22 protein-coding genes are annotated in these 20,964 nt (G+C 65.7%); 15 read left to right on the top strand and 7 right to left on the bottom strand.

Going from position 1 to position 20,964, the window contains the following annotated elements:
* Nucleotides 1-4: 4 nt before the first annotated feature.
* Complete coding sequence (locus LQD11_RS09170; RefSeq protein WP_238617276.1) at nucleotides 5-2,362, top strand: penicillin-binding protein 1A; 2,358 nt, start codon at nucleotides 5-7, stop codon at nucleotides 2,360-2,362.
* A gap of 19 nt (nucleotides 2,363-2,381) precedes the next feature.
* Nucleotides 2,382-2,975 (top strand): hypothetical protein, encoded by a 594-nt coding sequence (locus LQD11_RS09175; protein ID WP_238617277.1) that lies wholly within the window; start codon nucleotides 2,382-2,384, stop codon nucleotides 2,973-2,975.
* A gap of 24 nt (nucleotides 2,976-2,999) precedes the next feature.
* Here LQD11_RS09175 and hemE read toward each other — a convergent pair whose 3' ends face one another.
* From hemE to rpsU, 3 genes are all read right to left on the bottom strand, one after another.
* Complete coding sequence (gene hemE / locus LQD11_RS09180) at nucleotides 3,000-4,067, bottom strand: uroporphyrinogen decarboxylase (RefSeq protein WP_238617278.1); 1,068 nt, start codon at nucleotides 4,065-4,067, stop codon at nucleotides 3,000-3,002.
* A 127-nt stretch (nucleotides 4,068-4,194) separates the two neighbouring features.
* Nucleotides 4,195-4,647, bottom strand: a complete 453-nt coding sequence (locus tag LQD11_RS09185; RefSeq protein WP_238617279.1) for a GatB/YqeY domain-containing protein — start codon at nucleotides 4,645-4,647, stop codon at nucleotides 4,195-4,197.
* A gap of 14 nt (nucleotides 4,648-4,661) precedes the next feature.
* Complete coding sequence (gene rpsU / locus LQD11_RS09190; RefSeq protein WP_238617280.1) at nucleotides 4,662-4,877, bottom strand: 30S ribosomal protein S21; 216 nt, start codon at nucleotides 4,875-4,877, stop codon at nucleotides 4,662-4,664.
* 155 nt (nucleotides 4,878-5,032) lie between these two features.
* Here rpsU and tsaD point away from each other — a divergent pair, with 155 nt between their 5' ends.
* Nucleotides 5,033-6,046: a tRNA (adenosine(37)-N6)-threonylcarbamoyltransferase complex transferase subunit TsaD gene (tsaD, locus tag LQD11_RS09195; RefSeq protein ID WP_238617478.1), complete on the top strand. Its 1,014-nt coding sequence runs from the start codon at nucleotides 5,033-5,035 to the stop codon at nucleotides 6,044-6,046.
* 63 nt (nucleotides 6,047-6,109) lie between these two features.
* Here tsaD and plsY read toward each other — a convergent pair whose 3' ends face one another.
* Nucleotides 6,110-6,709: a glycerol-3-phosphate 1-O-acyltransferase PlsY gene (plsY, locus tag LQD11_RS09200; protein WP_238617281.1), complete on the bottom strand. Its 600-nt coding sequence runs from the start codon at nucleotides 6,707-6,709 to the stop codon at nucleotides 6,110-6,112.
* 186 nt (nucleotides 6,710-6,895) lie between these two features.
* Here plsY and bioH point away from each other — a divergent pair, with 186 nt between their 5' ends.
* The 12 genes from bioH to rpoH all read left to right on the top strand — a co-directional run bounded on the left by bioH (nucleotide 6,896) and on the right by rpoH (nucleotide 18,169).
* Nucleotides 6,896-7,669, top strand: a complete 774-nt coding sequence (bioH, locus tag LQD11_RS09205) for a pimeloyl-ACP methyl ester esterase BioH (protein ID WP_238617282.1) — start codon at nucleotides 6,896-6,898, stop codon at nucleotides 7,667-7,669.
* Complete coding sequence (gene bioC / locus LQD11_RS09210; protein WP_238617283.1) at nucleotides 7,662-8,528, top strand: malonyl-ACP O-methyltransferase BioC; 867 nt, start codon at nucleotides 7,662-7,664, stop codon at nucleotides 8,526-8,528. Before bioH ends, bioC begins: the two co-directional genes overlap by 8 nt.
* 164 nt (nucleotides 8,529-8,692) lie before the next feature.
* Nucleotides 8,693-10,189 carry a cytochrome-c oxidase, cbb3-type subunit I gene (gene ccoN / locus LQD11_RS09215; RefSeq protein WP_238617284.1) on the top strand — a complete coding sequence of 499 codons (1,497 nt, stop codon included), beginning with the start codon at nucleotides 8,693-8,695 and terminating at the stop codon, nucleotides 10,187-10,189.
* Between the two features lie 18 nt (nucleotides 10,190-10,207).
* On the top strand, nucleotides 10,208-10,942 hold the full coding sequence (gene ccoO, locus LQD11_RS09220; protein ID WP_238617285.1) for a cytochrome-c oxidase, cbb3-type subunit II: 735 nt from the start codon (nucleotides 10,208-10,210) through the stop codon (nucleotides 10,940-10,942).
* A 15-nt stretch (nucleotides 10,943-10,957) separates the two neighbouring features.
* On the top strand, nucleotides 10,958-11,155 hold the full coding sequence (locus LQD11_RS09225) for a cbb3-type cytochrome oxidase subunit 3 (protein ID WP_238617286.1): 198 nt from the start codon (nucleotides 10,958-10,960) through the stop codon (nucleotides 11,153-11,155).
* A complete protein-coding gene (ccoP, locus tag LQD11_RS09230; RefSeq protein ID WP_238617287.1) occupies nucleotides 11,152-12,096 on the top strand; it encodes a cytochrome-c oxidase, cbb3-type subunit III in 945 nt (314 codons plus the stop codon). Before LQD11_RS09225 ends, ccoP begins: the two co-directional genes overlap by 4 nt.
* 18 nt (nucleotides 12,097-12,114) lie before the next feature.
* Entirely contained in the window at nucleotides 12,115-13,509 is a 1,395-nt protein-coding gene (gene ccoG, locus LQD11_RS09235) for a cytochrome c oxidase accessory protein CcoG (RefSeq protein ID WP_238617288.1), read from the top strand.
* A 21-nt stretch (nucleotides 13,510-13,530) separates the two neighbouring features.
* Nucleotides 13,531-14,358 carry a FixH family protein gene (locus tag LQD11_RS09240; RefSeq protein ID WP_238617289.1) on the top strand — a complete coding sequence of 276 codons (828 nt, stop codon included), beginning with the start codon at nucleotides 13,531-13,533 and terminating at the stop codon, nucleotides 14,356-14,358.
* Nucleotides 14,355-16,835, top strand: a complete 2,481-nt coding sequence (locus LQD11_RS09245) for a heavy metal translocating P-type ATPase (protein ID WP_238617290.1) — start codon at nucleotides 14,355-14,357, stop codon at nucleotides 16,833-16,835. Before LQD11_RS09240 ends, LQD11_RS09245 begins: the two co-directional genes overlap by 4 nt.
* Nucleotides 16,835-17,032 (top strand): cbb3-type cytochrome oxidase assembly protein CcoS, encoded by a 198-nt coding sequence (ccoS, locus tag LQD11_RS09250; RefSeq protein ID WP_008931905.1) that lies wholly within the window; start codon nucleotides 16,835-16,837, stop codon nucleotides 17,030-17,032. Before LQD11_RS09245 ends, ccoS begins: the two co-directional genes overlap by 1 nt.
* The gene (locus LQD11_RS09255; protein ID WP_200173398.1) at nucleotides 17,032-17,202 is read left to right on the top strand and encodes a hypothetical protein; all 171 of its coding nucleotides are present in this window, start codon (nucleotides 17,032-17,034) and stop codon (nucleotides 17,200-17,202) included. Before ccoS ends, LQD11_RS09255 begins: the two co-directional genes overlap by 1 nt.
* A gap of 109 nt (nucleotides 17,203-17,311) precedes the next feature.
* Entirely contained in the window at nucleotides 17,312-18,169 is an 858-nt protein-coding gene (gene rpoH / locus LQD11_RS09260) for an RNA polymerase sigma factor RpoH (protein WP_238617291.1), read from the top strand.
* Nucleotides 18,170-18,193: 24 nt separating this feature from the next.
* Here the strand turns inward: rpoH and ftsX are convergent, their stop codons facing one another.
* The 3 genes from ftsX to ftsY are packed head-to-tail and all read right to left on the bottom strand — an operon-like array spanning nucleotide 18,194 to nucleotide 20,895.
* Nucleotides 18,194-19,153 carry a permease-like cell division protein FtsX gene (gene ftsX / locus LQD11_RS09265; protein ID WP_238617292.1) on the bottom strand — a complete coding sequence of 320 codons (960 nt, stop codon included), beginning with the start codon at nucleotides 19,151-19,153 and terminating at the stop codon, nucleotides 18,194-18,196.
* Nucleotides 19,150-19,818, bottom strand: a complete 669-nt coding sequence (gene ftsE / locus LQD11_RS09270) for a cell division ATP-binding protein FtsE (RefSeq protein WP_238617293.1) — start codon at nucleotides 19,816-19,818, stop codon at nucleotides 19,150-19,152. The genes ftsX and ftsE overlap by 4 nt, the downstream gene beginning before the upstream one ends.
* A 12-nt stretch (nucleotides 19,819-19,830) precedes the next feature.
* A complete protein-coding gene (gene ftsY / locus LQD11_RS09275; protein ID WP_238617479.1) occupies nucleotides 19,831-20,895 on the bottom strand; it encodes a signal recognition particle-docking protein FtsY in 1,065 nt (354 codons plus the stop codon).
* Nucleotides 20,896-20,964: the final 69 nt, after the last annotated feature.

The following is a 20,964-nucleotide window of genomic DNA, read 5'->3' on the forward strand; positions in this document are numbered from 1 at the left end:
TTTCATGCGATTCCTGATCAAATCCCTTGTGTTTGGCCTGATGGCCGTGTTCGGCGTGTTCACCCTGGGGGTGCTCTTCACCGCGGCCGCCTATGCCTATCTGGCGCCCCAGATGCCGGCGGTGGAAACCCTGCGGGACGTCCGGTTTCAGGTACCCCTGAGAGTATACAGCCGGGACGGGCTGTTGATGGCGGAATATGGTGAGCAGCGCCGCGAGCCGATTGCCATCGAGGATGTGCCCGAGCTGATGCGCCTGGCCTTCCTGGCGGCGGAGGATGACCGTTTCGAGAGCCACCCCGGGGTGGATCATGTGGGTCTGATCCGGGCCGCGCTCAATCTGGTGGCCACCGGCGAGAAGACCCAGGGGGGCAGCACCATCACCATGCAGGTGGCCCGTAACTTCTTCCTGGACCGGGAGAAGACCTATACCCGCAAGCTGACGGAAATCTTTCTGGCCATTCGCATCGAGCGGGAGCTGACCAAGGACGAGATCCTGGAGTTGTATCTGAACAAGATCTTCCTCGGGCACCGGGCCTATGGGGTGCGGGCGGCGGCGCAGGTGTATTACGGGGTGGATGTGCATGACCTGACCCTGCCTCAGATCGCCACCATCGCCGGTCTGCCCCAGGCGCCCTCGCGGGCCAATCCCATCACCAACCCCACCCGTGCCGTGGCCCGTCGCAATTATGTGCTGGGGCGCATGCACGAACTGGGGTACATCGATACGCCCACGTTCGAGGCGGCCCGGCAGGCACCGGAGACGGCCCGGCTGCATAACCCGGTGGTGCAGGTGGATGCGGCCCATGTGGCCGAGATGGCCCGCCTGGAAATGGTGGCCCGTTTCGGCGAAGCGGCCCATACGGATGGGTATCGGGTGTACACCTCGCTGGACCCGGCCATGCAGGGGGCGGCCAGCCGGGCGCTGCGGGCGGGTTTGATGGCCTATGACCTGCGCCATGGCTATCGCGGTCCGGAGGCGGAGATCGACCTGCGGCGGCATGATACCGACGAGGCCCTGGACCGGGTGCTGGCGCAGTATCCCCGGGTGGCCGGGCAGTTGTGGCCGGGGGTGGTGCTTGAAGCGAACGCGGACCGGGCAACGGTCTATGTGGGCCGGGGCCAGCGGGTGACGCTCAATCGCGCCGCGGTGGAATGGGCCAGGCCCTATGTGGATGAGTCCACGCGCGGTCCGGCGCCTCGGGGGGTGTCGGATGTGGTGCGTCCCGGGCATGTGGTGCGTCTGCTGCGGGAGACCGAAGACCGTTGGGTGCTGCGTCAGGTGCCCGCGGTGGAAGGGGCGCTGGTGGCCCTGGACGCCCGGGACGGCGCCGTGCTGGCCCTGGTGGGCGGCTATGATTTCTATCGCAGCAATTTCAACCGGGCGGTGCGGGCGGAGCGTCAGCCCGGCTCGGCCTTCAAGCCCTTTATCTATTCGGCGGCCCTGGATCATGGCTATTCACCGGCCAGCGTGATCAATGATGCGCCCATCGTGATCGAGGATGTCTCCCTGCAGGGGGAGTGGCGGCCGCGCAATTACAGCGGCCGTTTCTACGGACCGACCCGATTGCGGGAGGCCCTGGCCCATTCCCGCAACCTGGTGTCCATCCGGCTGCTGGATGAGGTGGGGGTGAACCGGGTGCATGGGTATCTGGACCGTTTCGGGCTGGAGCCGGCCCGTCATCCCCGGTCGCTGTCCATGGCCCTGGGCAGTGGTTCGGTGACGCCGCTGGAGCTGACCCGCGCCTATGGGGTGTTTGCCAACGGCGGCTATCGGGTGGAGCCCTGGTTCATCGAGCGGATTGAGAATGACGCCGGCGAGGTGGTGTTCCTCAACGTGCCCCGGCGGGTCTGCGAGTCCTCCCCCTGCGAGGCACCGGCGGAGCGGACCATTCCGGCCTCCAACGCCTATCAGATGTACAGCATGATGCGGGATGTGGTGCAAAGCGGCACCGGCGGTCGTGCCCGGGCCCTGGGTCGGGAGGATGTGGCGGGCAAGACCGGGACCACCAACGAGCTGCGGGATGGCTGGTTTGCGGGTTTCGGTGGCAATATCGTCAGCACCGCCTGGGTGGGTTTTGACCAGTACACGTCCCTGGGGCGCCGCGAGACCGGCGGTTCCACGGCGTTGCCCATCTGGGTGGATTTCATGGGCGAGGCGCTCAAGGGTCAGCCCCAGCGGCGCTGGTCCCAGCCGTCCGGCATGGTGAGCCTGCGGATCGACGCGGAAACCGGCGGCCGGGTGACCAGTCGCACCCAGCGGGCCATCTTCGAGGTGTTCACGCCGGAGCAGTTACCGCCGGAGTTGCCCCGGGAGGCGCCGGGTCCGAGGGCGGACGAGCACACGCCGGAAAGCATTTTCTGAAGCGGTCGGGAGGCGCGTCATGTCCACCAATGATCTTCGCGTGCGTCAGATGATCGCCGAGGAGGCGGCCCGCATCATCCTGGACGAGGGGGTGGTGGATTACCGCCTGGCCAAGCGCAAGGCGGCGGACCGGCTGGGCGCGGGTCAGACCCGGAATCTGCCCAGGAACGCGGAGATCGAGGAGGCGGTGATGGAGCGTCAGCGTCTGTTCGAGGATGACGCGTCACGGCTTCAGCTTCGGCATCTGCGACAGGTGGCGGTGAAGGCGATGCGCATGCTGGAGCCCTTCAATCCCCGTCTGGTGGGGCCGGTGCTGGCGGGGATCGTCAATGGCCGGGATGAGCTGACCCTGCATGTGTTTGCGGACAGTCCGGAGGAGGTCATCTTCTTTCTGCAGGACCGGGGTGTGACCTGGCGGGCGGACGAGCGTCGTTTGCGCAGCGGGCAGGGGCATGTGTTTTATCCCTGCATCGAGTTCGGCGCGGAAGGGGTGGACGTGGATGTGGTGGTGTTCCCGGTGGACGGGATCCGTCAGCCGCCGCCGAGCCCGGTGGACGGGCGACCGATGAAGCGGGCGGGGTTGAAGGTGGTGGAGCAGATGCTGGAGGGGTGAGGGTAGGTCCCTCACCCCGTCCTATCAGCCGGCGTGGTACTGCTTGCCTTCCTCGTGCACGGTTTCCACCAGGGCGGCAACGTTTTCCGGATCGATCTTCGGATGGATGCCGTGGCCCAGGTTGAAGACGTGGCCGCTGCCGTGGCCGAAGCCGGCCAGGACCTTCTTGGCCTCTTCGCGGACCTTGTCGGGGGACGCATACAGCACGGCCGGGTCCAGGTTGCCCTGCAGGGCCACGCGGTCACCCACCCGCTTGCGGGCATCGCTGATGTTCACGGTCCAGTCCAGACCCAGGGCATCGCAGCCGGTGTCGGCCATGATTTCCAGCCACTGACCGCCGCCCTTGGTGAACAGCACCACCGGCACCTTGCGGCCTTCGGCCTCGCGGGTCACGCCTTCGACGATGCGCTGCATGTACTGCAGGGAGAACAGACGGTAGTTCTCCGGGCTCAGGGAGCCGCCCCAGGTGTCGAAGATCATCACGGCCTGGGCGCCGGCGGCGATCTGGGCGTTCAGGTAGGCCACGACGGTGTCGGCCAGCACGCTCAGCAGGTGGTGCAGGGTGGCCGGGTCGTCATACATCATGCCCTTGATGCGGGCGAATTCCTTGGAGGAGCCGCCTTCCACCATGTAGGTGGCCAGGGTCCAGGGGCTGCCGGAGAAGCCGATCAGGGGCACCCGGCCGTCCAGTTCCTTGCGGATCAGGCGCACGGCGTCCATCACGTAGCGCAGTTTGTCTTCCGGGTCGGGCACGCCCAGGGCGCGGATGGCGGCGGCGTCCTGTACCGGGCGCTCGAAGCGGGGGCCTTCACCCTCGGAGAAGTACAGGCCCAGGCCCATGGCGTCCGGAATGGTGAGGATGTCGGAGAACAGGATGGCGGCATCCAGGGGGAAGCGATCCAGCGGCTGCATGGTGACTTCGCAGGCCAGTTCCGGGTTTTCGCACAGGCCCATGAAGCTGCCGGCATGGGCCCGGGTGGCGCGGTATTCCGGCAGGTAGCGGCCGGCCTGGCGCATGATCCAGATGGGGGTCGTGTCCACGGGCTCGCGCAGCAGGGCCCGCAGGAGTCGGTCGTTTTTCAGTTGGCTCATGAGTTCTCGATGCACATGGGGTTAAACCCCCGATTATACGAAGGGTTGTCCGTGTACGTATATGGATGGAGGGGCGTTTACCCGGGGCCAGGTCATGAAAACGGCCGATGTGCCGGTCCTTGACGGGTCAGGACAGGCGGGTTTTGACCATTCCGCTGACCGCCGCCATGTCGGCGCGGCCCTGCATGCGGGGCTTGAGCAGGTTCATGACCTTGCCCATGTCCCGGACCGATTCGGCACCGGATTCGGCCAGTGCAGCATCAATCATCTGCCGGATTTCATCGTCCGTCAGGGCCTGGGGCAGGTAGGCCTGGATCACCTCCAGTTCCGCCTGCTCCACCTGGGCCAGGTCGTCACGGCCGGCCTGCTGGTACTGGCTGATGGATTCGCGGCGTTGCTTCACCATCTTGTCCAGCACCGCCAGAATCTGGGCGTCGTCGAGTTCGGTGCGGCTGTCCACTTCCATCTGCTTGATGGCAGCCAGGATCAGACGCACCGTACCCAGACGGGACTTGTCGCCGCCGCGCATGGCGGCCTTCATGTCCTCGGTGATCCGGGACTTGAGCGAGGAGGTCGTCATGGCGCGTAGAGGACTTAGTACAGACGCTCGCGGCGGCTGATTTCCTTCGAGAGGCGCTTCATCTGACGCTTCACGGCAGCAGCAGCCTTGCGCTTGCGCACTTCCGTGGGCTTTTCATAGAACTCGCGGCGGCGCACTTCGGTCAGTACACCGGCCTTTTCGCAGGTGCGCTTGAAGCGGCGCAGGGCGACCTCGAAGGGTTCGTTCTCTTTTTCTCGCACGTGGGGCATAAAATCGTCACCGTCCGTCAATTCAGTTCACAGGTTCAGGGGCACAGCTACTCCACCTCCGGCGGAGAATCACGCATTATAGGATGGTGCGGACCAAAAACCAAAGCCCCGTGAGTGAAATGAGCCTGAAAAAGTCTGTTGATGCCGAAAACGCCCTGTGTGTCCTGGGGATCGAGACCTCCTGCGATGAGACCGGGGTGGCGGTGTATGACACCCGCCGGGGGCTGCTGGCCCATGCCCTGCACAGTCAGGTGGCCCTGCATGCGGAGTATGGCGGGGTGGTGCCGGAGCTGGCCTCCCGTGACCATGTGCGCCGGGTGTTGCCGTTGGTGCGTCAGGTGATGGGGGAGGCCGGGGTGAGTGGCGATGACCTGGACGGGGTGGCGTTCACCGCCGGGCCGGGGCTTTTGGGGGCGCTGCTGGTGGGGGCGTCGGTGGCCCGCAGCATGGCCTGGGGCTGGGGCGTGCCGGCGGTGGCCGTGCATCACATGGAGGGACATCTGCTGGCGCCCCTGCTGGAGGAACCGGCGCCGGCGTTTCCGTTCGTGGCCCTGCTGGTGTCCGGTGGGCACACGATGCTGGTGGATGTACGGGGGCTGGGCCGATACCGGATTCTGGGGGAAAGTCTGGATGATGCGGCGGGCGAGGCCTTCGATAAGACGGCCAAGTTGCTGGGGCTGGGGTACCCGGGTGGTCCCGCGCTGGCGCGGCTGGCGGAGCAGGGAGACCCGGGGCGGTTTCGTTTCCCGCGGCCGATGACGGATCGGCCGGGGTTGGCGTTCAGTTTTTCCGGTCTGAAGACGCGGGCGCTGACCACGCTGCAGGACGGTTCCCGGGATGCCCGGTTGGATGCGGATGTGGCGCGGGCATTCGAGGATGCGGTGGTGGATACCCTGGTGATCAAGTGTCGGCGGGCGATGCAGGCGGTGGGGGCTCGGCGCCTGGTGGTGGCCGGTGGGGTGGGGGCCAATCGTCGTCTGCGGGCGGCGCTGGCGGCGATGGCGGCCGAGGAGGGCGGGCAGGTGTTCTATCCGCGCATCGAGTTCTGTACCGACAACGGGGCGATGATCGCCCTGGCCGGGGCCTTGCGCCTGGCCGCCGGGGCCCAGTGCGGGCTGGAGATTCCGGCCCGGGCCCGGTGGAGCATTGACGAGCTGGCGCCGGTGTAGCACCTTCGGTCGCGTCGTGGGAGCGGCCCCCGGCCCCCTTGGGCCGGGGATGTTTCGTCGGACCTAGGGCTGCTTTTTCTGCCCGATTCTGGGTTCCGTCTTGTTCATGATGCGGCGGATGTTGCTGGCGTGCCTTACATAGATGAAGGCCATCATGAAGCAGGCCGCGACGGTGACCCAGGCATCTCCCATGATCAGTGCCACCCAGATGGGGGCCGAGGTGGCCGCGGCCAGGGCACCGATGGAGGAGGTGCGGGTGATGGCGGCGGCCAGCAGCCAGGTGACCAGGGTGCAGAGGCCCACGGCCCAGTGCAGGCCCAGCAGGACACCCAGGCCGGTGGCCACGCCCTTGCCGCCCTTGAATTGGTGGAACACCGGGAACAGGTGGCCGAGGAAGGCGGCCAGGGCCACCAGTGCCAGGGCAAGACCTTCCAGCCCCAGGGCCTGGGCGATCAATACCGGGATCAGGCCCTTGAGAAGATCCCCCACGAGGGTGATGATGGCCGCCTTTTTGCCGCCGGAGCGCAGGACGTTGGTGGCGCCGGGGTTGCCCGAGCCCTGGGTGCGGGGGTCGGGCAGGCCCAGCAGCTTGCAGGTGATGATGGCGGTGGAGATGGAGCCGATCAGGTAGGCGGCGATGGTCAGTATGATGGGCAGCAGCATGGGGTGGCGTATCCTCGCCGGCCTGTTGGGTCGGTCGGGCGGTTGGGTTTGCCGCGCATGATAACCGAGAACATGCCTTAAAGCCCCTCTCCTTTGTGGGAGAGGGGTTGGGGTGAGGGGAAGATCCTCTGAATGCAGAAATATACTGGGAATGCGGAAATATGCCGGCCCGGAGGAGGGGTGTGAGTGACTGTTGCCTTGACAACCCATTCCCAGGGTCACGGCCCGAGCCTGACCCTGATCCACGGCTGGGGTCTCAATGCCGGGGTCTGGGAGGATCTGGCCCGCGCCCTGGCCGATGATTTCCAGGTCCACCGCGTGGATCTGCCCGGCCATGGCGCCGCCGCCGGTGAGACCCGACTGGGGGATCTGGATACCCTGGCGGATCGCCTGGCCGCCACCCTGCCGATTTCTGGGTCCACCCTGGTGGGCTGGTCCCTGGGTGCCCTGGTGGCCTTGCAGGCCGCGGCGCGCCATCCGCAACGGGTTCACCGGGTCATCCTGGTGGCCGGCACGCCGCGCTTCGTGCAGGCTCCGGACTGGCCCCATGCCATGCGCCTGCCGGTGCTGGATGCCTTTGCCCAGGGCCTGGCCGCTCAGTACCGGGTGACACTGAACCGCTTCCTGTCCCTGCAGTTCCACGGTCTGCCCGATGCCCAGGCGGCATTGAAGACCCTGCGTGGCCGTCTGTTGGACAGCCCGCCCACGCCCGAGGCCCTGACCGAGGGGCTGGGACTGTTGCGGGACATGGATCTGCGCCCGACCCTGGCCGCCCTGCCATGTCCGGTGCATGCCGTGTTCGGCGAGTACGATACCCTGGTGCCCGCCGCCGCCGAGACGTCGTTCAAGGCGCTGCGGCCGGCCATGGGCACTGCCGTGATCGAGGGCGCCGGCCATGCCCCGTTCCTGTCCCGACCGGCCGAATTCGAGGCCGTTCTCCGGAGTTTCCTGCATGACTGATCTCTCCCGATACCGCGTGGACAAGCAGCGGGTACGCGCCACCTTCGACCGGGCCGCCTCGTCCTATGACGAGGCGGCGGTGTTGCAGAAGGAGGTCTGCAGCCGGTTGCTGGAGCGGTTGGCGTGGATCCGGCTGCAGCCGGCGCGGGTGCTGGATGCGGGCACGGGCACGGGGCAGGGGCTGCGCGGGCTGCGTCGACGGTATCGCGGCGCGCGGGCGGTGGGGCTGGATCTGTCGCCGTCCATGTTGCGGCAGGCGGGCAAGGGGGGCGGCTGGTGGCGCAAGCCGGGGCTGGTGTGTGCGGATGTGGAGGCGCTGCCGTTTGCCGATGCCGGTTTTGATCTGATTTTTTCCAGTCTGACGATCCAGTGGTGCAATGACCTGGACCGGACGTTTGCCGGATTCCGACGGGTGCTGGCTCCCGGCGGGCTGCTGATGTTCACGACCCTGGGGCCGGATACCCTGCATGAATTGCGTTCGGCCTGGGAGGCGGTGGATGGTCATGCCCATGTGAATGCCTTTCTGGACATGCATGACGTGGGGGATGCCCTGGTGCGGGCCGGATTTGCGGACCCGGTGATGGACGTGGAGCGGATCACGGTGACGTATCCCCGGATGGGGCGTCTGATGCGGGATCTGCAGGCGATCGGGGCCACCAATGCCCTGCTGGGGCGGGGGCGGGGGTTGACCACGCCGTCACGGTTGCGGGCGGCGGAGGCGGCCTATGAGTCGTTCCGGAATGCCGAGGGTGTGTTGCCGGCGACCTATGAGGTGATTTACGGGCATGCCTGGGTGACGGCGACACCGGCGCCCAGTCCGATGCCGGAGCGGGGGGTGATCCCGATTGCCCGGAGCTGATCAGTCTTTCTGTTGCCCCCATCAATTCCATTGAGTCGAACCCTTCAATTCCTTGGGTTATAGTCAGGTATGAAGCGCGCGCGACCGCCGATTGCCGGGTTCGCAAAATTCCAGGGAACGGTCTATACCCTTAAGTAAAAAAGGGAAGACTCAGAGATCTCGCCATGGCACAGACCCCCTCCGCCGACGTCGACCGCAGTCGTACTCAGGTCGCGCCCTCCGAGCAGTACAACTACGACATCGTCAAGAAATTCGCCATCATGTCCATCGTCTGGGGCGTGCTTGGCATGGGGGTGGGGGTCTGGATCGCCTCGCAGCTCGCCTTTCCTTTCCTGAACTTCGACATCCCGCAGATCACCTTCGGCCGCTTCCGGCCGGTGCATACCACCCTGGTGATCTTCGGCTTCGGCGGCAACGCCCTTTTCGCCACGTCCTACTACATCGTGCAGCGAACCTGCCAGGCCCGGCTCTACGGGCCGAAACTGGCGGAATTCACCTTCTGGGGCTGGAACCTGGCGGTGGCGCTGGGGGTGATCACCTACATGCTGGGCTACACCCAGGGACGGGAGTACGCCGAGTTCACCTGGCAGATCGACCTGCTCATCACCGTGGTCTGGGTGGCCTATTTCCTGGTCTACCTGATGACCCTGCTGCGCCGGTCCCAACCCCATATCTATGTGGCCAACTGGTTCTTCATGGCCTTCATCCTGGCCACCGCCATCCTGCATATCTTCAACAACCTGGCGATCCCGGTGAGCCTGTTCAGCCTGGAGTCCTATTCCCTGTTCTCCGGGGTGCAGGATGCCATGACCCAGTGGTGGTACGGCCATAACGCGGTGGGCTTCTTCCTCACCGCCGCCTTCCTGGGGATGATGTACTACTTCGTGCCCAAGCAGGCGGGCAGGCCCATCTATTCCTATCGGCTGTCCATCGTCCACTTCTGGGCCCTGGTGTTCCTGTACATGTGGGTGGGGGCGCACCACCTGCACTGGACGGCCCTGCCGGACTGGGTTTCCACCCTGGCGGCCACCTTCTCCATCCTGCTGCTGCTGCCCTCCTGGGGCGGGATGATCAACGGCATCATGACCCTCTCCGGGGCCTGGCACAAACTGCGCACCGATCCCATCATGCTGTTCCTCATCACCTCCCTGTCGTTCTACGGCATGGCCACCTTCGAGGGGCCGATGATGTCCCTCAAGAGCGTGAATGCCCTGTCCCATTACACCGACTGGACCGTGGGCCACGTGCATTCCGGTGCCCTGGGTTGGGTGGCCATGATCACCTTCGGCTCCATGTATCACCTGATCCCGCGGCTGTGGGATACCCAGCTCTACAGCATCCGTCTGGTCTACGTGCACTTCTTCCTGGCCACCATCGGTATCGTGCTCTACATCACCGCCATGTGGGTGGCGGGGATCGGGCAGGGCCTGATGCTGCGGGCCTTCGATGAGTACGGCAATCTCTCCTACACCTTCATCGAGACGGTGGTGTTTCTCCATCAGCCCTATGTGGTCCGTGCCCTGGGTGGCGGGCTCTTCCTGGCCGGGATGCTGCTGATGGCATACAACATCTACAAGACCATCGAGCCGGTCAGGCGGGAGGCGGCCCGGCAGGTCGCGTCCGGTCGTACCGAAACGACGGCATCCGCCTCGCGGGCCTGACGGGGGAGCTGCACAGTCATGAAACATGAAACCATAGAAACCAATGCCGGCCTGCTGATCGCGTTGACCCTGGTGGTGATCAGCATCGGGGGGCTGGTGGAGATCGTGCCCCTGTTCTACATCGACGATACCGTGGAGGAGGTGGAAGGGGTGCGTCCCTACACGCCGCTGGAACTGCGGGGCCGGGATCTCTATGTGCGTGAAGGCTGTTACACCTGTCACTCCCAGATGATCCGTCCGTTCCGGGACGAGATGCTGCGTTACGGGCATTACTCCCTGGCGGCGGAGTCCATGTATGACCATCCCTTCCAGTGGGGTTCCAAGCGCACCGGCCCGGACCTGGCCCGGGTGGGGGGCAAGTATTCCAACGACTGGCATGTGCGCCATCTGATCGACCCCCGTGCCGTGGTGCCCGAATCCATCATGCCCGGGTATCCGTGGCTGGCGCGCCGGGATCTGCGCTATGACGACATCGAACGGCGCATGCGCGCCCTGCGCATCGCCGGGGTGCCGTATTCCCTGACCGAGGAGGAGTTCGCCGCCAACGTGGAGCGCTTCGGCGAGGAAACGGCCCGGCAGCTGGACATTACCCGCGCCCGGGAGAATCTGGAGGCCCAGGCCCGTCGCGGCAACTATGACGGGGACCCTTCCCGGATCACGGAGATGGATGCCATGGTGGCCTATCTGCAGATGTTGGGGACCCTGGTGGACTTCACCCGGTATGACGAAGGGTACTTCGTGGAATTCAGGTAGTTTTCGGGAGTTCTTATGGATCTCTGGTATTGGATCACGGATCTCAATAACAGCAAGATGGTGGCCCTGCTGCTGTTCTTCAGCACCTTCGTCGGCATCTTGATTTATCTGTTTTCCAGCCGCAAGCGGTCGGAGCGGCTGGAGTCCTACCGGTTCATTCCCTTTGACGACGATGAACCGGATCAAAAGCGCCAAGACGGGAAACACTCATGAACGAGCCCGGACACGAGCAGCAGTCGGCCCCCGGCAAGCCGGGGGAAGTGGAGACCACCGGCCATGTCTGGGATGGTGACCTGCGCGAGTACAACAATCCCTTGCCCCGCTGGTGGCTGTGGAGCTTCTATGCCACGGTGGTGTTTTCCCTGATTTACTGGCTGCTGTATCCCGCCTGGCCCATCGCCGGCACGTATACCAAGGGGGTTGCCTGGATCAACTACGAGGTGGAGGGCGAGCCCCAGCGCAGTCATTGGAACAGTCGGGCCCTGCTGTTGCGGGATATGCAGACCGGTGACGCGGCGGTGCGCCAGCGGGAGTTCCTGCAGGTGATCGCCGAGGCCGACCATGACACGGTGTTGTCCGATACGGACATGCTGGCGTTCGTGAATTCCTATGCCCGGGGGATCTTCGGTGACTTCTGTGCCGCCTGCCATCAGACCGGCGGGGCGGGCATCATCGGTCTGTATCCGAATCTGGCGGACGATAATTGGCACTGGGGCGGGACCATCCAGGCCATCGAACAGACCATTACCCGGGGGCGGATGGGCTACATGCCTCCTTATCGTGAAACCTTCGATGACCAGCAGGCCGACGCGGTGGCCGCCTATGTGCTGAGTCTGGCCGGGCACGAGGGCGGGGACCCGGAGCAGGTATCCCTGGGCGGGGCCATCTTCCAGGGTTACGAGGGCGGTTGTTATGCCTGTCATGGCCGCGAGGGGTTGGGCCTCAAGTCTCAGGGGGCGCCGAATCTGACCAACGACATCTGGCAGAACATCGATGTGACGGGCGCGCAAAGTCATGCCGAGCGTCAGGCCCTGGTCCGGGATCTGATCCTGCGCGGGGTACAACGGGAGATGCCCGCCTTCGGTGATCGCCTGTCCCCGGCGGAGATCCGGGTGCTGGCCACCTATGTGCATCAGTTGGGCGGGGGGCTTTAAACGCGGTATGGAGATGCAATGTCCGAGCAATACCAGGCCCGTATTCCCATCTATCCACGCAGTGTCAAGGGTCGTTTTCGCAACCTGAAATGGGCCGTTCTGGCCCTGGCCTACGGGGTGTTCTTCCTGTTGCCCTGGCTCCGCTGGGAACGGGCATTCGGGCCTGACCAGGCGGTGCTGTTCGACATCCCCGGCAGACGTTTCTACCTCTTCGATCTGCTGGTGCATCCCCAGGACATCTTCTGGCTGGCGGCGGTGCTCATCATCCTGGCCCTGTTGCTGTTCATGGTCACCGGGCTGGCGGGACGGGTGTTCTGCGGCTATTTCTGTTTCCAGACCCTGTGGACCGACGTGTTCATGGCCATCGAGCGGGCCATCCAGGGTGACCGGGGGGCGCGGATGCGTCTGGACCGGTCGGGCTGGACGGCGGGGCGACTCCTGAAAAAGGGGGCAACCCACGCGGTCTGGCTGGGGGTGGCCTTTCTCACCGGGCTGACCTTCACCCTGTATTGGGCCGACGCACCCGCCCTGGCGGCGGCCTTTTTCACCGGGCAGGCCCCCTTTGCCGCCTATGCGACCACCGGGTTGCTCACCCTGACCACCTGGCTGCTGGCCGGGGTGCTCCGGGAGCAGGTGTGCACTTACATGTGTCCCTATGCCCGGTTCCAGAGCGTGATGTTCGACCGGGACACCCTCATCATTTCCTATGACCGGGATCGGGGGGAGGGCACCGCGGGTCGGGCCACGTTGCGGGGCGGTGGCCGTGACCTTGCCGCGCGCAGGGAGGGCGGGGTGGGTGACTGCATCGACTGTGATTACTGTGTGCAGGTGTGTCCGGTGGGGATCGATATTCGGGATGGCCTGCAGTATCAGTGCATCCACTGCGCCCTGTGCGTGGATGCCTGTGATGCGGTGATGGATCGTCTCAAATGGCCCCGGGGGTTGGTGCGGTACACCTCCGAGCATGCCCTGGCGGGCCAGCGGACCCGTCTGCTCAAGCCCAAGACCCTGGGTTACGGGGTGCCGCTGTTGCTGATCACCCTGCTGCTGGCGTGGGGGGTGGCCCATCAGGCGCCGCTGGATGCCTCGGTGAGTCAGGTCCGTCAGCCGCTGTTCGTGCGTCTGTCGGACGGTTCGATCCAGAACAGTTACGAGATCAAGGTGAACAACAAGACCCAATATCCCATGACCCTGGAGGTACGGGTGTCGGGGTTGGACGGGGCGGTGCTGGACATGGGCCGGATCGAACAGGTGACGCTGATGCCGGAGCATCGGACCACGTTGCTGGCCCGGGTGCGTTATCAGGCCCCGCCGGGGGCGGCGCGTCAGCAGGCGCTGGTGTTCGAGCTGGTGCCGGTGATGCCGGAGGGTCTGGACCCGGTGCTGGTGGGGTCGCAGTTCATACTGAGATAGGTTTTAACCGGAGACACGATCATGGATTCACTCGTCCTCAGCCTGGGTCTTGGCGTCGGCGCCGCCATGGTGCTGTTCTTCATCCTCTACCGCTTCACCCGGCTGCGGGCCTATCAGGTGTCCCTCACGGTGCTGGCGGCGGTGCTGTTGGTGTTCATCCCCGTCTCCATTGTGTTCTGGCCCGGCGCCGATGTCTTCGCCATCCATCTGGCCCTCTACGTGATCACCCCCTATGGCCTGGGCATCATCATGTCCCAGCTGGAAAACCAGAAGGCCCGCGACAGCCGGCAGGCTGGTCGGCTGCGCATCCACTGGGCACCCGCCACCATCGTCGGCTTCTTCATCGTCATCGCCACCGTCAACGGCATCCTCGTGACCCTGGCCCACCAGGGCATGCCCAGCGGCATGGTGGGACGGCTCCTGCCCGAACCTCGCAGCGGCGCCGAGCAGGTGACGTCGTTCTTTCCCGGCACCGCCGCCCACATCTCCCACAAGAACCAGGCCCTGGCCCAGAAATACATGGAACAGGCCCGGATCCAGGCCGAGCGGGGCTGGCAGGTGCGTCAGGGCTGGCTGGAGGCCCCGCGTCTGGACAAGGACAGCATCTTTCAGGTGAAGGTCACGGACCGTACCGGCGCCCCGATCAGCCGAGCCCAGGTGATGGGGGAGTTCATGCGCCCCTCCGATGAACGCCTGGATCAGCCGTTTCAGATGACCGAGATCGGTCCCGGTCTGTATCAGGCCCAGTTGCGCTTTCCCGCCCCCGGCCGCTGGGATCTGCTTTTGCAGGTCCGCCAAGGGGAAAACCTGCACGAACAGCGCGGCGTGACCTCGGTGCGTGAAGGGTGAACGCAGTCCTGCAATCCACCCTGGAAGCCGACGCCCCGGGGGAGGCCCGGGACTGCTTTCATTGCGGCCTGCCGGTGCCCGCCGGCAGCGATTTCAGCCTGACCGTGGACGGCGAGATCCGGGGCTTCTGCTGCCCGGGCTGCCGTGCGGTGGCGGCGGCCATCATCGATGCCGGTCTGGGGGATTATTACCGCCACCGCACGGAAAAGGCCGGCGCCCCGCCGGATCCCGCCGCGGCCCTGGATGCCCTGGCCCTCTACGACAGCGAGCAGGTACAGCGCAGTTTTGTGCATGTGACGCCGGGGAACCTGCGGGAGGCCTCGCTGATGCTGGAGGGTATTGTCTGTGCCGCCTGCGTCTGGCTGAGCGAACGCCATGTGCAGGCTTTGCCGGGGGTGGTGTCCTTTGCCGTGAACTATTCCACCCATCGCGCCCGGGTGCGATGGGATCAGAGCCGGATCAGCCTCAGTGCCATCCTTCGGGCCATCACGGAGATCGGTTACCGGGCCCATCCGTTTGATCCCGGACGCCAGGAGGCGGTCTTTCGCAAGGAGCGGGACCGGGCCTTGCGGCGTCTGGCGGTGGCGGGCCTGGGGATGATGCAGGTGATGATGATCGCCGTGGCCCTGTGGCTGGGCCATGGGGTGCCCGGCCAGGAAGACATGATGCAGTTCCTGCGCTGGGTGGCCATGCTGGTGGCGGCACCGGTGGTGTTCTATGCTGGTGCCGGTTTCTTTGTGTCCGCCTGGCGGGACCTGCGCCGGCGACGCCTGGGAATGGACGTGCCGGTGGCCCTGGCCATCGGCTCTACCTTTTTCGCCAGTGTCTGGGCCACGGTGACCGGTCATCCGGAGCATGTGTATTTCGAGTCGGTGACCATGTTCGTGTTCTTCCTGCTCACCGGCCGCTATCTGGAGATGGCGGCCCGCCAGCGGGCGGGTCAGGCCACCGAATCCCTGGGGCGGCTGTTGCCGGCGGTGGCCACGCGCGTCGGGGACGACGGGGACGAGGAGGTGCCGGTGACCGAGCTGCTGCCCGGAGACCGGGTGCGGATCCGGCCCGGGGCACCGGTGCCGGCGGACGGCGTGGTGCTTTCGGGAACCTCCAGCGTGGACGAATCCCTGCTCACCGGCGAGAGCCTGCCCCGACGCCGGGCGACGGGGGATGCCCTGGTGGGCGGCACGGTGAATGTGGAAAGCCCCCTGGTGATGCGGGTGGCCAAGGTGGGTCAGGATACGGTGCTCTCGTCCATCCAGCGCCTGCTGGAGCGGGCGCAGACGGAAAAGCCCCCCATGGCCCTGCTGGCGGAACGGGGTACGGGTGGGTTCGTGGCGGCGGTCCTGTTGCTGACCCTGGTGACGGGCCTGGTGTGGTGGTTGTGGGTGGATCCGGCTCGCGCCTTCTGGGTGATGGTGACCATGCTGGTGGTGAGCTGTCCGTGCGCCCTGGCCCTGGCCACCCCGGCGGCGATCACGGCGGCCACCGGGGCGTTGACCGGCCGCGGCCTGCTGACGGCCCGGGGTCAGGCCCTGGAACACCTGGCCGGGATCACGGATGTGGTGTTCGACAAGACCGGGACCCTGACCGAGGGGCGCCTGAGCCTGCGGAAGGTGGCGGTGCTGGGGGATGTGGATGAAGCCGGTTGCCTGGAATATGCCCGCATCCTGGAGGCCGGTTCCGAGCATCCGGTGGGGCGGGTGTTCCAGCGGGTCGGGTCGAGCGGCGGTCCGTCTTCGGTGGAGGCCGCCGGGGAGGTCCGTGCCCATCCCGGCCGGGGCATGGAAGGGGTGATCCGGGGCCGTCGGCTGCGCATCGGCGCGCCGGATTTTGTCCGTGAACTCGGCCCCGATACTCAGGATGACCCGCGTCTGGCCGAACAATGGCCCCATGGGGGGCATGTGGTGCTGGGCGACGACCAGGGCCTGCTGGCGGCCTTCGTGCTGGAGGACCGCACCCGCCCGGACGCCCTGGAAGCCGTGGCGGGACTCAAGGCACGGGGCATCACCGTGCACCTGTTCTCCGGGGATGCCCCGGCGGCGGTGTCCTTTCTTGCCCGGCAACTGGGGATCGAGGATGCCCGGGGCGGGCTGTCCCCGGCGGACAAGCTGACGGCCCTGGAGGCGTTGCAGTCGGCGGGCCGGACGGTGGCCATGGTGGGGGACGGCGTCAATGATGCCCCGGTGCTGTCCAAGGCCCATGTATCGGTGGCCATGGCGGGCGGGACCCAGTTGGCCCAGTCGGGGGCGGACATGATCCTGTATCGGGATCAGCCCGGGGTACTGCCGGCCGGTCTGGACAAGGCCCGGGAGACGGTGGCCGTGATCCGGCAGAACATCCGCTGGGCCATCGGCTACAACGCCCTGGCGCTGCCGGTGGCGGCGGCGGGCCTGCTCACTCCCTGGCTGGCGGCCCTGGGGATGTCCCTGAGTTCGCTGCTGGTGGTGGTGAATGCACTACGGTTACGGGATTCGCGCTGATGGAGATGCTCTACATTCTGATCCCCTTGGGGATGATTTTTCTCGGCCTGGCCCTGGTGGCGTTCCTGTGGACGGTGCGGTCCGGGCAATACGACGACATGGAGGGTCCGGCACACCGGATCCTCATGGATGACGATGATCCGCGGATTCCGCGCCGTCGTCGGGATGACAGACCCGGTTCCGGGGAGGGCGAGTGATGAACAAGTTGACGATGCACAAGTTGGCTGATTGGGGGCGGGCGCTGCGGCGTCTGCCGGTGCTGAATCACCCCATGTTCAGTTTTGACAATGCGGCCATGACGTTCATTGTGGCGCTGGTGGTGGTGTCCTGGCTGAGTTTTCTGTCCGTAATTCTGTTTGGGCGTTGAGCCGGGGTTGGGGTGAGGGGGGCGGGAACTCTCCAACACGGTTAGCACTCCAACTTCGCGAGTGCTAAACTCGCAGCATTCCGCTTGGAATTGGGGAGGACCGCAATCCATGACAACCGCACTGACTCCGGCTGCCAATCACCTTGCTGTCCCGGTCGGGGATCTGGACAGCTACATCTCGGCCGTCAACCGGCTGCCGGTGCTGGAGGCCGAGGAAGAGCAGGCGCTGGCCCGCCGTCTGCGGGACGAACAGGACCTTGAAGCCGCCCGCAAGTTGGTGATGCATAACCTGCGTTTCGTGGTGCATATCGCCCGCGGCTATTCCGGTTACGGCCTGAACCTGGGGGATCTGATCCAGGAGGGCAACATCGGCCTGATGAAGGCGGTCAAGCGCTTTGACCCGGACATGAACGTGCGCCTGATTTCCTTTGCCGTGCACTGGATCCGGGCCGAGATTCATGAATTCGTGCTGCGCAACTGGCGCATCGTCAAGGTGGCCACCACCAAGGCCCAGCGCAAGCTGTTCTTCAACCTGCGCGGCGCCAAGCAGCGTCTGGGCTGGTTCAGTCAGGACGAGGTGGAAACCGTGGCCAATGATCTGGGTGTCTCCGCCCGGGAGGTGGTGGAGATGGAGTCCCGCCTGGCCGGTCATGACGTGAGTTTTGATCCGGAGCCGGAAGACGAAGGCACCTACACCGCCGCCCCGGCCGATGTGCTGATGGACCACGAGGGCGACCCGGCCATGCTGATGGAGCGTTCCGACTGGGACAGCTATCACCAGACGCGTCTGCAGGCGGCCTTGGCGGCCCTGGACGAGCGCAGCCGGGCCATCCTGGCGCGCCGCTGGCTGGCGGAGGAGAAGGCGACCCTCCATGAGTTGGCGGCGGAGTACGGCGTCTCGGCGGAGCGGATCCGGCAGTTGGAGAACAATTCCATTCGCAAGCTGCGGCAGGCGATGGTGGCTTAGCTCCCGCTTGGGTTCAGGGCATCCTTAACGGGGTTCGATGTGGCGCAGGTGCTGGTTCACCGTGATCCATGATCCCGCCAGTCCCAGCAGGGCGCCCAGGCCGAGCAGGGTCAGGGTGCCCCGAAAACCCAGGCCGTCGAGGCGCCATTCCCCACCGTAGAGCTGCGACAGGGTTTGCACCGGACCGGACAGCAGCAGGATGGTGATCGCCACGATCACCACCGCCATCATGGCACCACCCAGCCCCAGCCATAACCCACCATAGAGAAACGGCCGTCGGATGAAGGCATCCGTGGCCCCCACCAGCTTGGCCACTTCGATCTCTTCCCGTCGATTCTGCACGTCCAGCCGGATGGTGTTGCCCACCACCAGCAGCACGCCCAATCCCAGCAGCAGGGACAGCACCACCATGGACCGTTGCAACACTTCCATGATGGAAAACAGACGCTGGACCCATTGCAGGTCCAGGAGCGCCCGGGAAACCTCCGGCATGTGGTTCAGGGCATTGACCAGTCCTTCCAGGGCGGCCGTGGAGCGGTGCTCCAGGGCCGGTGTCACCAGGATCAGCGGCGGCAGGGGATTTTCACCCAGGGTATCCAGGGCTTCGGCAAAACCGGAGTGGGCACGGAACTCCTCCAGGGCCTGGGCGCGGGTAACGGGCAGGGCCTCGGCCACGTCGGCCCGCTGGGCCAGACGGGCGGCCAGGGCCGGCAGTTGGGCATCCGCCACCGAATCTTCGAGAAACACCGAAATCTGGGCCGTCTGCGACCACTGGGGCGTGGCCTGTTGCAGGTTGTTCAGGAACACATGAAGCAGGGTCGGCAGGGTCAGGGCGACGGCGATCACCAGCAGGGTCAGGGCGCTGGAGAAGGGGGCACGGTAGAGCTTGCCCAGACTGAACACCAGTGCCCGCAGGTGATTGATGCCATAGGCCTGGAACCGGGCATGGACCGGCGGCAGGGTCAGGGCGCGGCGACGTCTCATGCCTCGGCCTCCCGGCGGTGCAGCCGTCCTTCATGGAGATGCACCATGGGTTTGCCCAGGGACGAGATCAGGTTCAGGTCGTGGCTGGCGATCATGACCGTGGTTCCCACCTGGTTGAAGCGCAAGAACAGCTGCATGATCTCCCGGGACAGGTGGGGGTCCAGGTTGCCGGTGGGTTCGTCCGCCAGCAGGATGGCGGGCTTGTGGACCACCGCGCGGGCGATGCCCACCCGCTGCTGTTCGCCGGTGGACAGGGTGACGGGTTCGGCATTTTCCTTGTGCAGCAGCCCCACCTTGTCCAGGGCGGCGCGGACGCGGCGGGCGATTTCCTGTTGCCGGTAGCCCTGGATCACCAGGGGCAGGGCCACGTTGTCGAAGACGCTGCGGTCGTGGAGCAGGTGGTGATCCTGGAAGATGATGCCGATCTGGCGCCGGAAGTAGGGCACCTGACGGGCGGAGAGGGATTCCAGGTTCTGGCCGTTGACGACGATCTGGCCCCGGCTGGGGCGCTCGATCAGCGAGATGAGTTTGAGCAGGGTGCTCTTGCCGGCCCCGGAGTGGCCGGTGAGGAAGGCCATGGCGCCCCGGTCCAGGCTCAGGTTGATCCGGGACAGGGCTTCATGGCCGTTGGGGTAGCGCTTGGTGACGTTGCGCAGCAGGATCATGGAAGCGCGGACCTAGTCCCGATCCGACAGCAAGGCCCTGGCAAAGTCTTCGGCGTTGAACTCCCGCAGATCCTCGATCTTTTCCCCCACGCCGATGAAACGCACCGGCACACCCACCCGTTCGGCGATGGCGAACAGGATGCCGCCCTTGGCGGTGCCGTCCAGCTTGGTGACGGCGATACCGGTGAGATCCATGGCCTGATGGAATTCCCGAGCCTGGTTGAGGGCGTTCTGGCCGGTACCCGCGTCCACCACCAGCAGCACCTCGTGGGGGGCGTCGGGGGCCTGGCGCTGGATCACCCGCTTCACCTTCTTCAATTCATCCATCAGGTTGGATTGGGTGTGCAGACGACCGGCGGTATCGGCGATGAGCACATCCATGCCTCGGGCCTTGGCGGCCTGCCAGGCATCGAAGATCACCGACGCCGAATCCGCACCCTGGCCCTGGGCGATCACCGTGGCCTGGTTGCGCTCACCCCAGGTCTGCAGCTGCTCCACCGCGGCGGCCCGGAAGGTGTCGCCGGCCGCCAGCATGACCGACTTGCCCTGCCGACGCAGATGGTGGGTGAGCTTGCCGATGGTGGTGGTCTTGCCGGCACCGTTGATGCCCAGTACCAGGATCACATAAGGCTTTTTCCCGGCATCGATCGCCAGGGGCTTCTGCACCGGCTTGAGCACGTCCACCATGGCCGCTTCCAGGGCCTTGACCAGGGCCTCGGCATCCTTGAGTTCCTTGCGGGCGACGCGCCGGGTGAGGCCTTCCAGGATGGTTTCCGTGGCCTCGATACCCACGTCGGCCATGAGCAATCGGGTCTCCAGCTCTTCGAGCAGTTCGTCGTCGATGGTCTTCTTGCCCAGGACCAGGCCCGCCATGCCCTCGGTGAGGGTGGATGAGGTCTTGGACAGCCCCTTGCGCAGGCGGGAGAACAGGCCCGATTTCGAGGTTTCCTCGCCTGTATCGGCCGTTTCGATCTTCTCGGTCTTCTCGATCTTCCCGGCCTTTTCAGCCTCCGCCTGCTTGTCGGCCTCCAGGCCGGGGGATGCCGGGTCGGGCGTTTTCGGCAGACCGGTCGGCATCACCGGGGGGCTGGGTTCGGGCTTGATCTCGGGCGGGGGTTTCAAGGCCGCCGGGGGCGCTGCCGTGGC

This window comes from Ectothiorhodospira shaposhnikovii (assembly GCF_022227765.1).
In the GTDB taxonomy this organism is placed as follows: domain Bacteria; phylum Pseudomonadota; class Gammaproteobacteria; order Ectothiorhodospirales; family Ectothiorhodospiraceae; genus Ectothiorhodospira.

What these genes read in the sequence shown, in the direction of transcription:
- LQD11_RS09170 (WP_238617276.1), top strand. Translation starts at nt 5, where the DNA reads ATGCGATTCCTGATCAAATCCCTTGTGTTTGGCCTGATGGCCGTGTTC.
- LQD11_RS09175 (WP_238617277.1), top strand. Translation starts at nt 2,382, where the DNA reads ATGTCCACCAATGATCTTCGCGTGCGTCAGATGATCGCCGAGGAGGCG.
- hemE (WP_238617278.1), bottom strand. Translation starts at nt 4,067, where the DNA reads ATGAGCCAACTGAAAAACGACCGACTCCTGCGGGCCCTGCTGCGCGAG.
- LQD11_RS09185 (WP_238617279.1), bottom strand. Translation starts at nt 4,647, where the DNA reads ATGACGACCTCCTCGCTCAAGTCCCGGATCACCGAGGACATGAAGGCC.
- rpsU (WP_238617280.1), bottom strand. Translation starts at nt 4,877, where the DNA reads ATGCCCCACGTGCGAGAAAAAGAGAACGAACCCTTCGAGGTCGCCCTG.
- plsY (WP_238617281.1), bottom strand. Translation starts at nt 6,709, where the DNA reads ATGCTGCTGCCCATCATACTGACCATCGCCGCCTACCTGATCGGCTCC.
- bioC (WP_238617283.1), top strand. Translation starts at nt 7,662, where the DNA reads ATGACTGATCTCTCCCGATACCGCGTGGACAAGCAGCGGGTACGCGCC.
- ccoN (WP_238617284.1), top strand. Translation starts at nt 8,693, where the DNA reads ATGGCACAGACCCCCTCCGCCGACGTCGACCGCAGTCGTACTCAGGTC.
- ccoO (WP_238617285.1), top strand. Translation starts at nt 10,208, where the DNA reads ATGAAACATGAAACCATAGAAACCAATGCCGGCCTGCTGATCGCGTTG.
- LQD11_RS09225 (WP_238617286.1), top strand. Translation starts at nt 10,958, where the DNA reads ATGGATCTCTGGTATTGGATCACGGATCTCAATAACAGCAAGATGGTG.
- ccoP (WP_238617287.1), top strand. Translation starts at nt 11,152, where the DNA reads ATGAACGAGCCCGGACACGAGCAGCAGTCGGCCCCCGGCAAGCCGGGG.
- ccoG (WP_238617288.1), top strand. Translation starts at nt 12,115, where the DNA reads ATGTCCGAGCAATACCAGGCCCGTATTCCCATCTATCCACGCAGTGTC.
- LQD11_RS09240 (WP_238617289.1), top strand. Translation starts at nt 13,531, where the DNA reads ATGGATTCACTCGTCCTCAGCCTGGGTCTTGGCGTCGGCGCCGCCATG.
- ccoS (WP_008931905.1), top strand. Translation starts at nt 16,835, where the DNA reads ATGGAGATGCTCTACATTCTGATCCCCTTGGGGATGATTTTTCTCGGC.
- LQD11_RS09255 (WP_200173398.1), top strand. Translation starts at nt 17,032, where the DNA reads ATGAACAAGTTGACGATGCACAAGTTGGCTGATTGGGGGCGGGCGCTG.
- rpoH (WP_238617291.1), top strand. Translation starts at nt 17,312, where the DNA reads ATGACAACCGCACTGACTCCGGCTGCCAATCACCTTGCTGTCCCGGTC.
- ftsX (WP_238617292.1), bottom strand. Translation starts at nt 19,153, where the DNA reads ATGAGACGTCGCCGCGCCCTGACCCTGCCGCCGGTCCATGCCCGGTTC.
- ftsE (WP_238617293.1), bottom strand. Translation starts at nt 19,818, where the DNA reads ATGATCCTGCTGCGCAACGTCACCAAGCGCTACCCCAACGGCCATGAA.
- ftsY (WP_238617479.1), bottom strand. Translation starts at nt 20,895, where the DNA reads ATGCCGACCGGTCTGCCGAAAACGCCCGACCCGGCATCCCCCGGCCTG.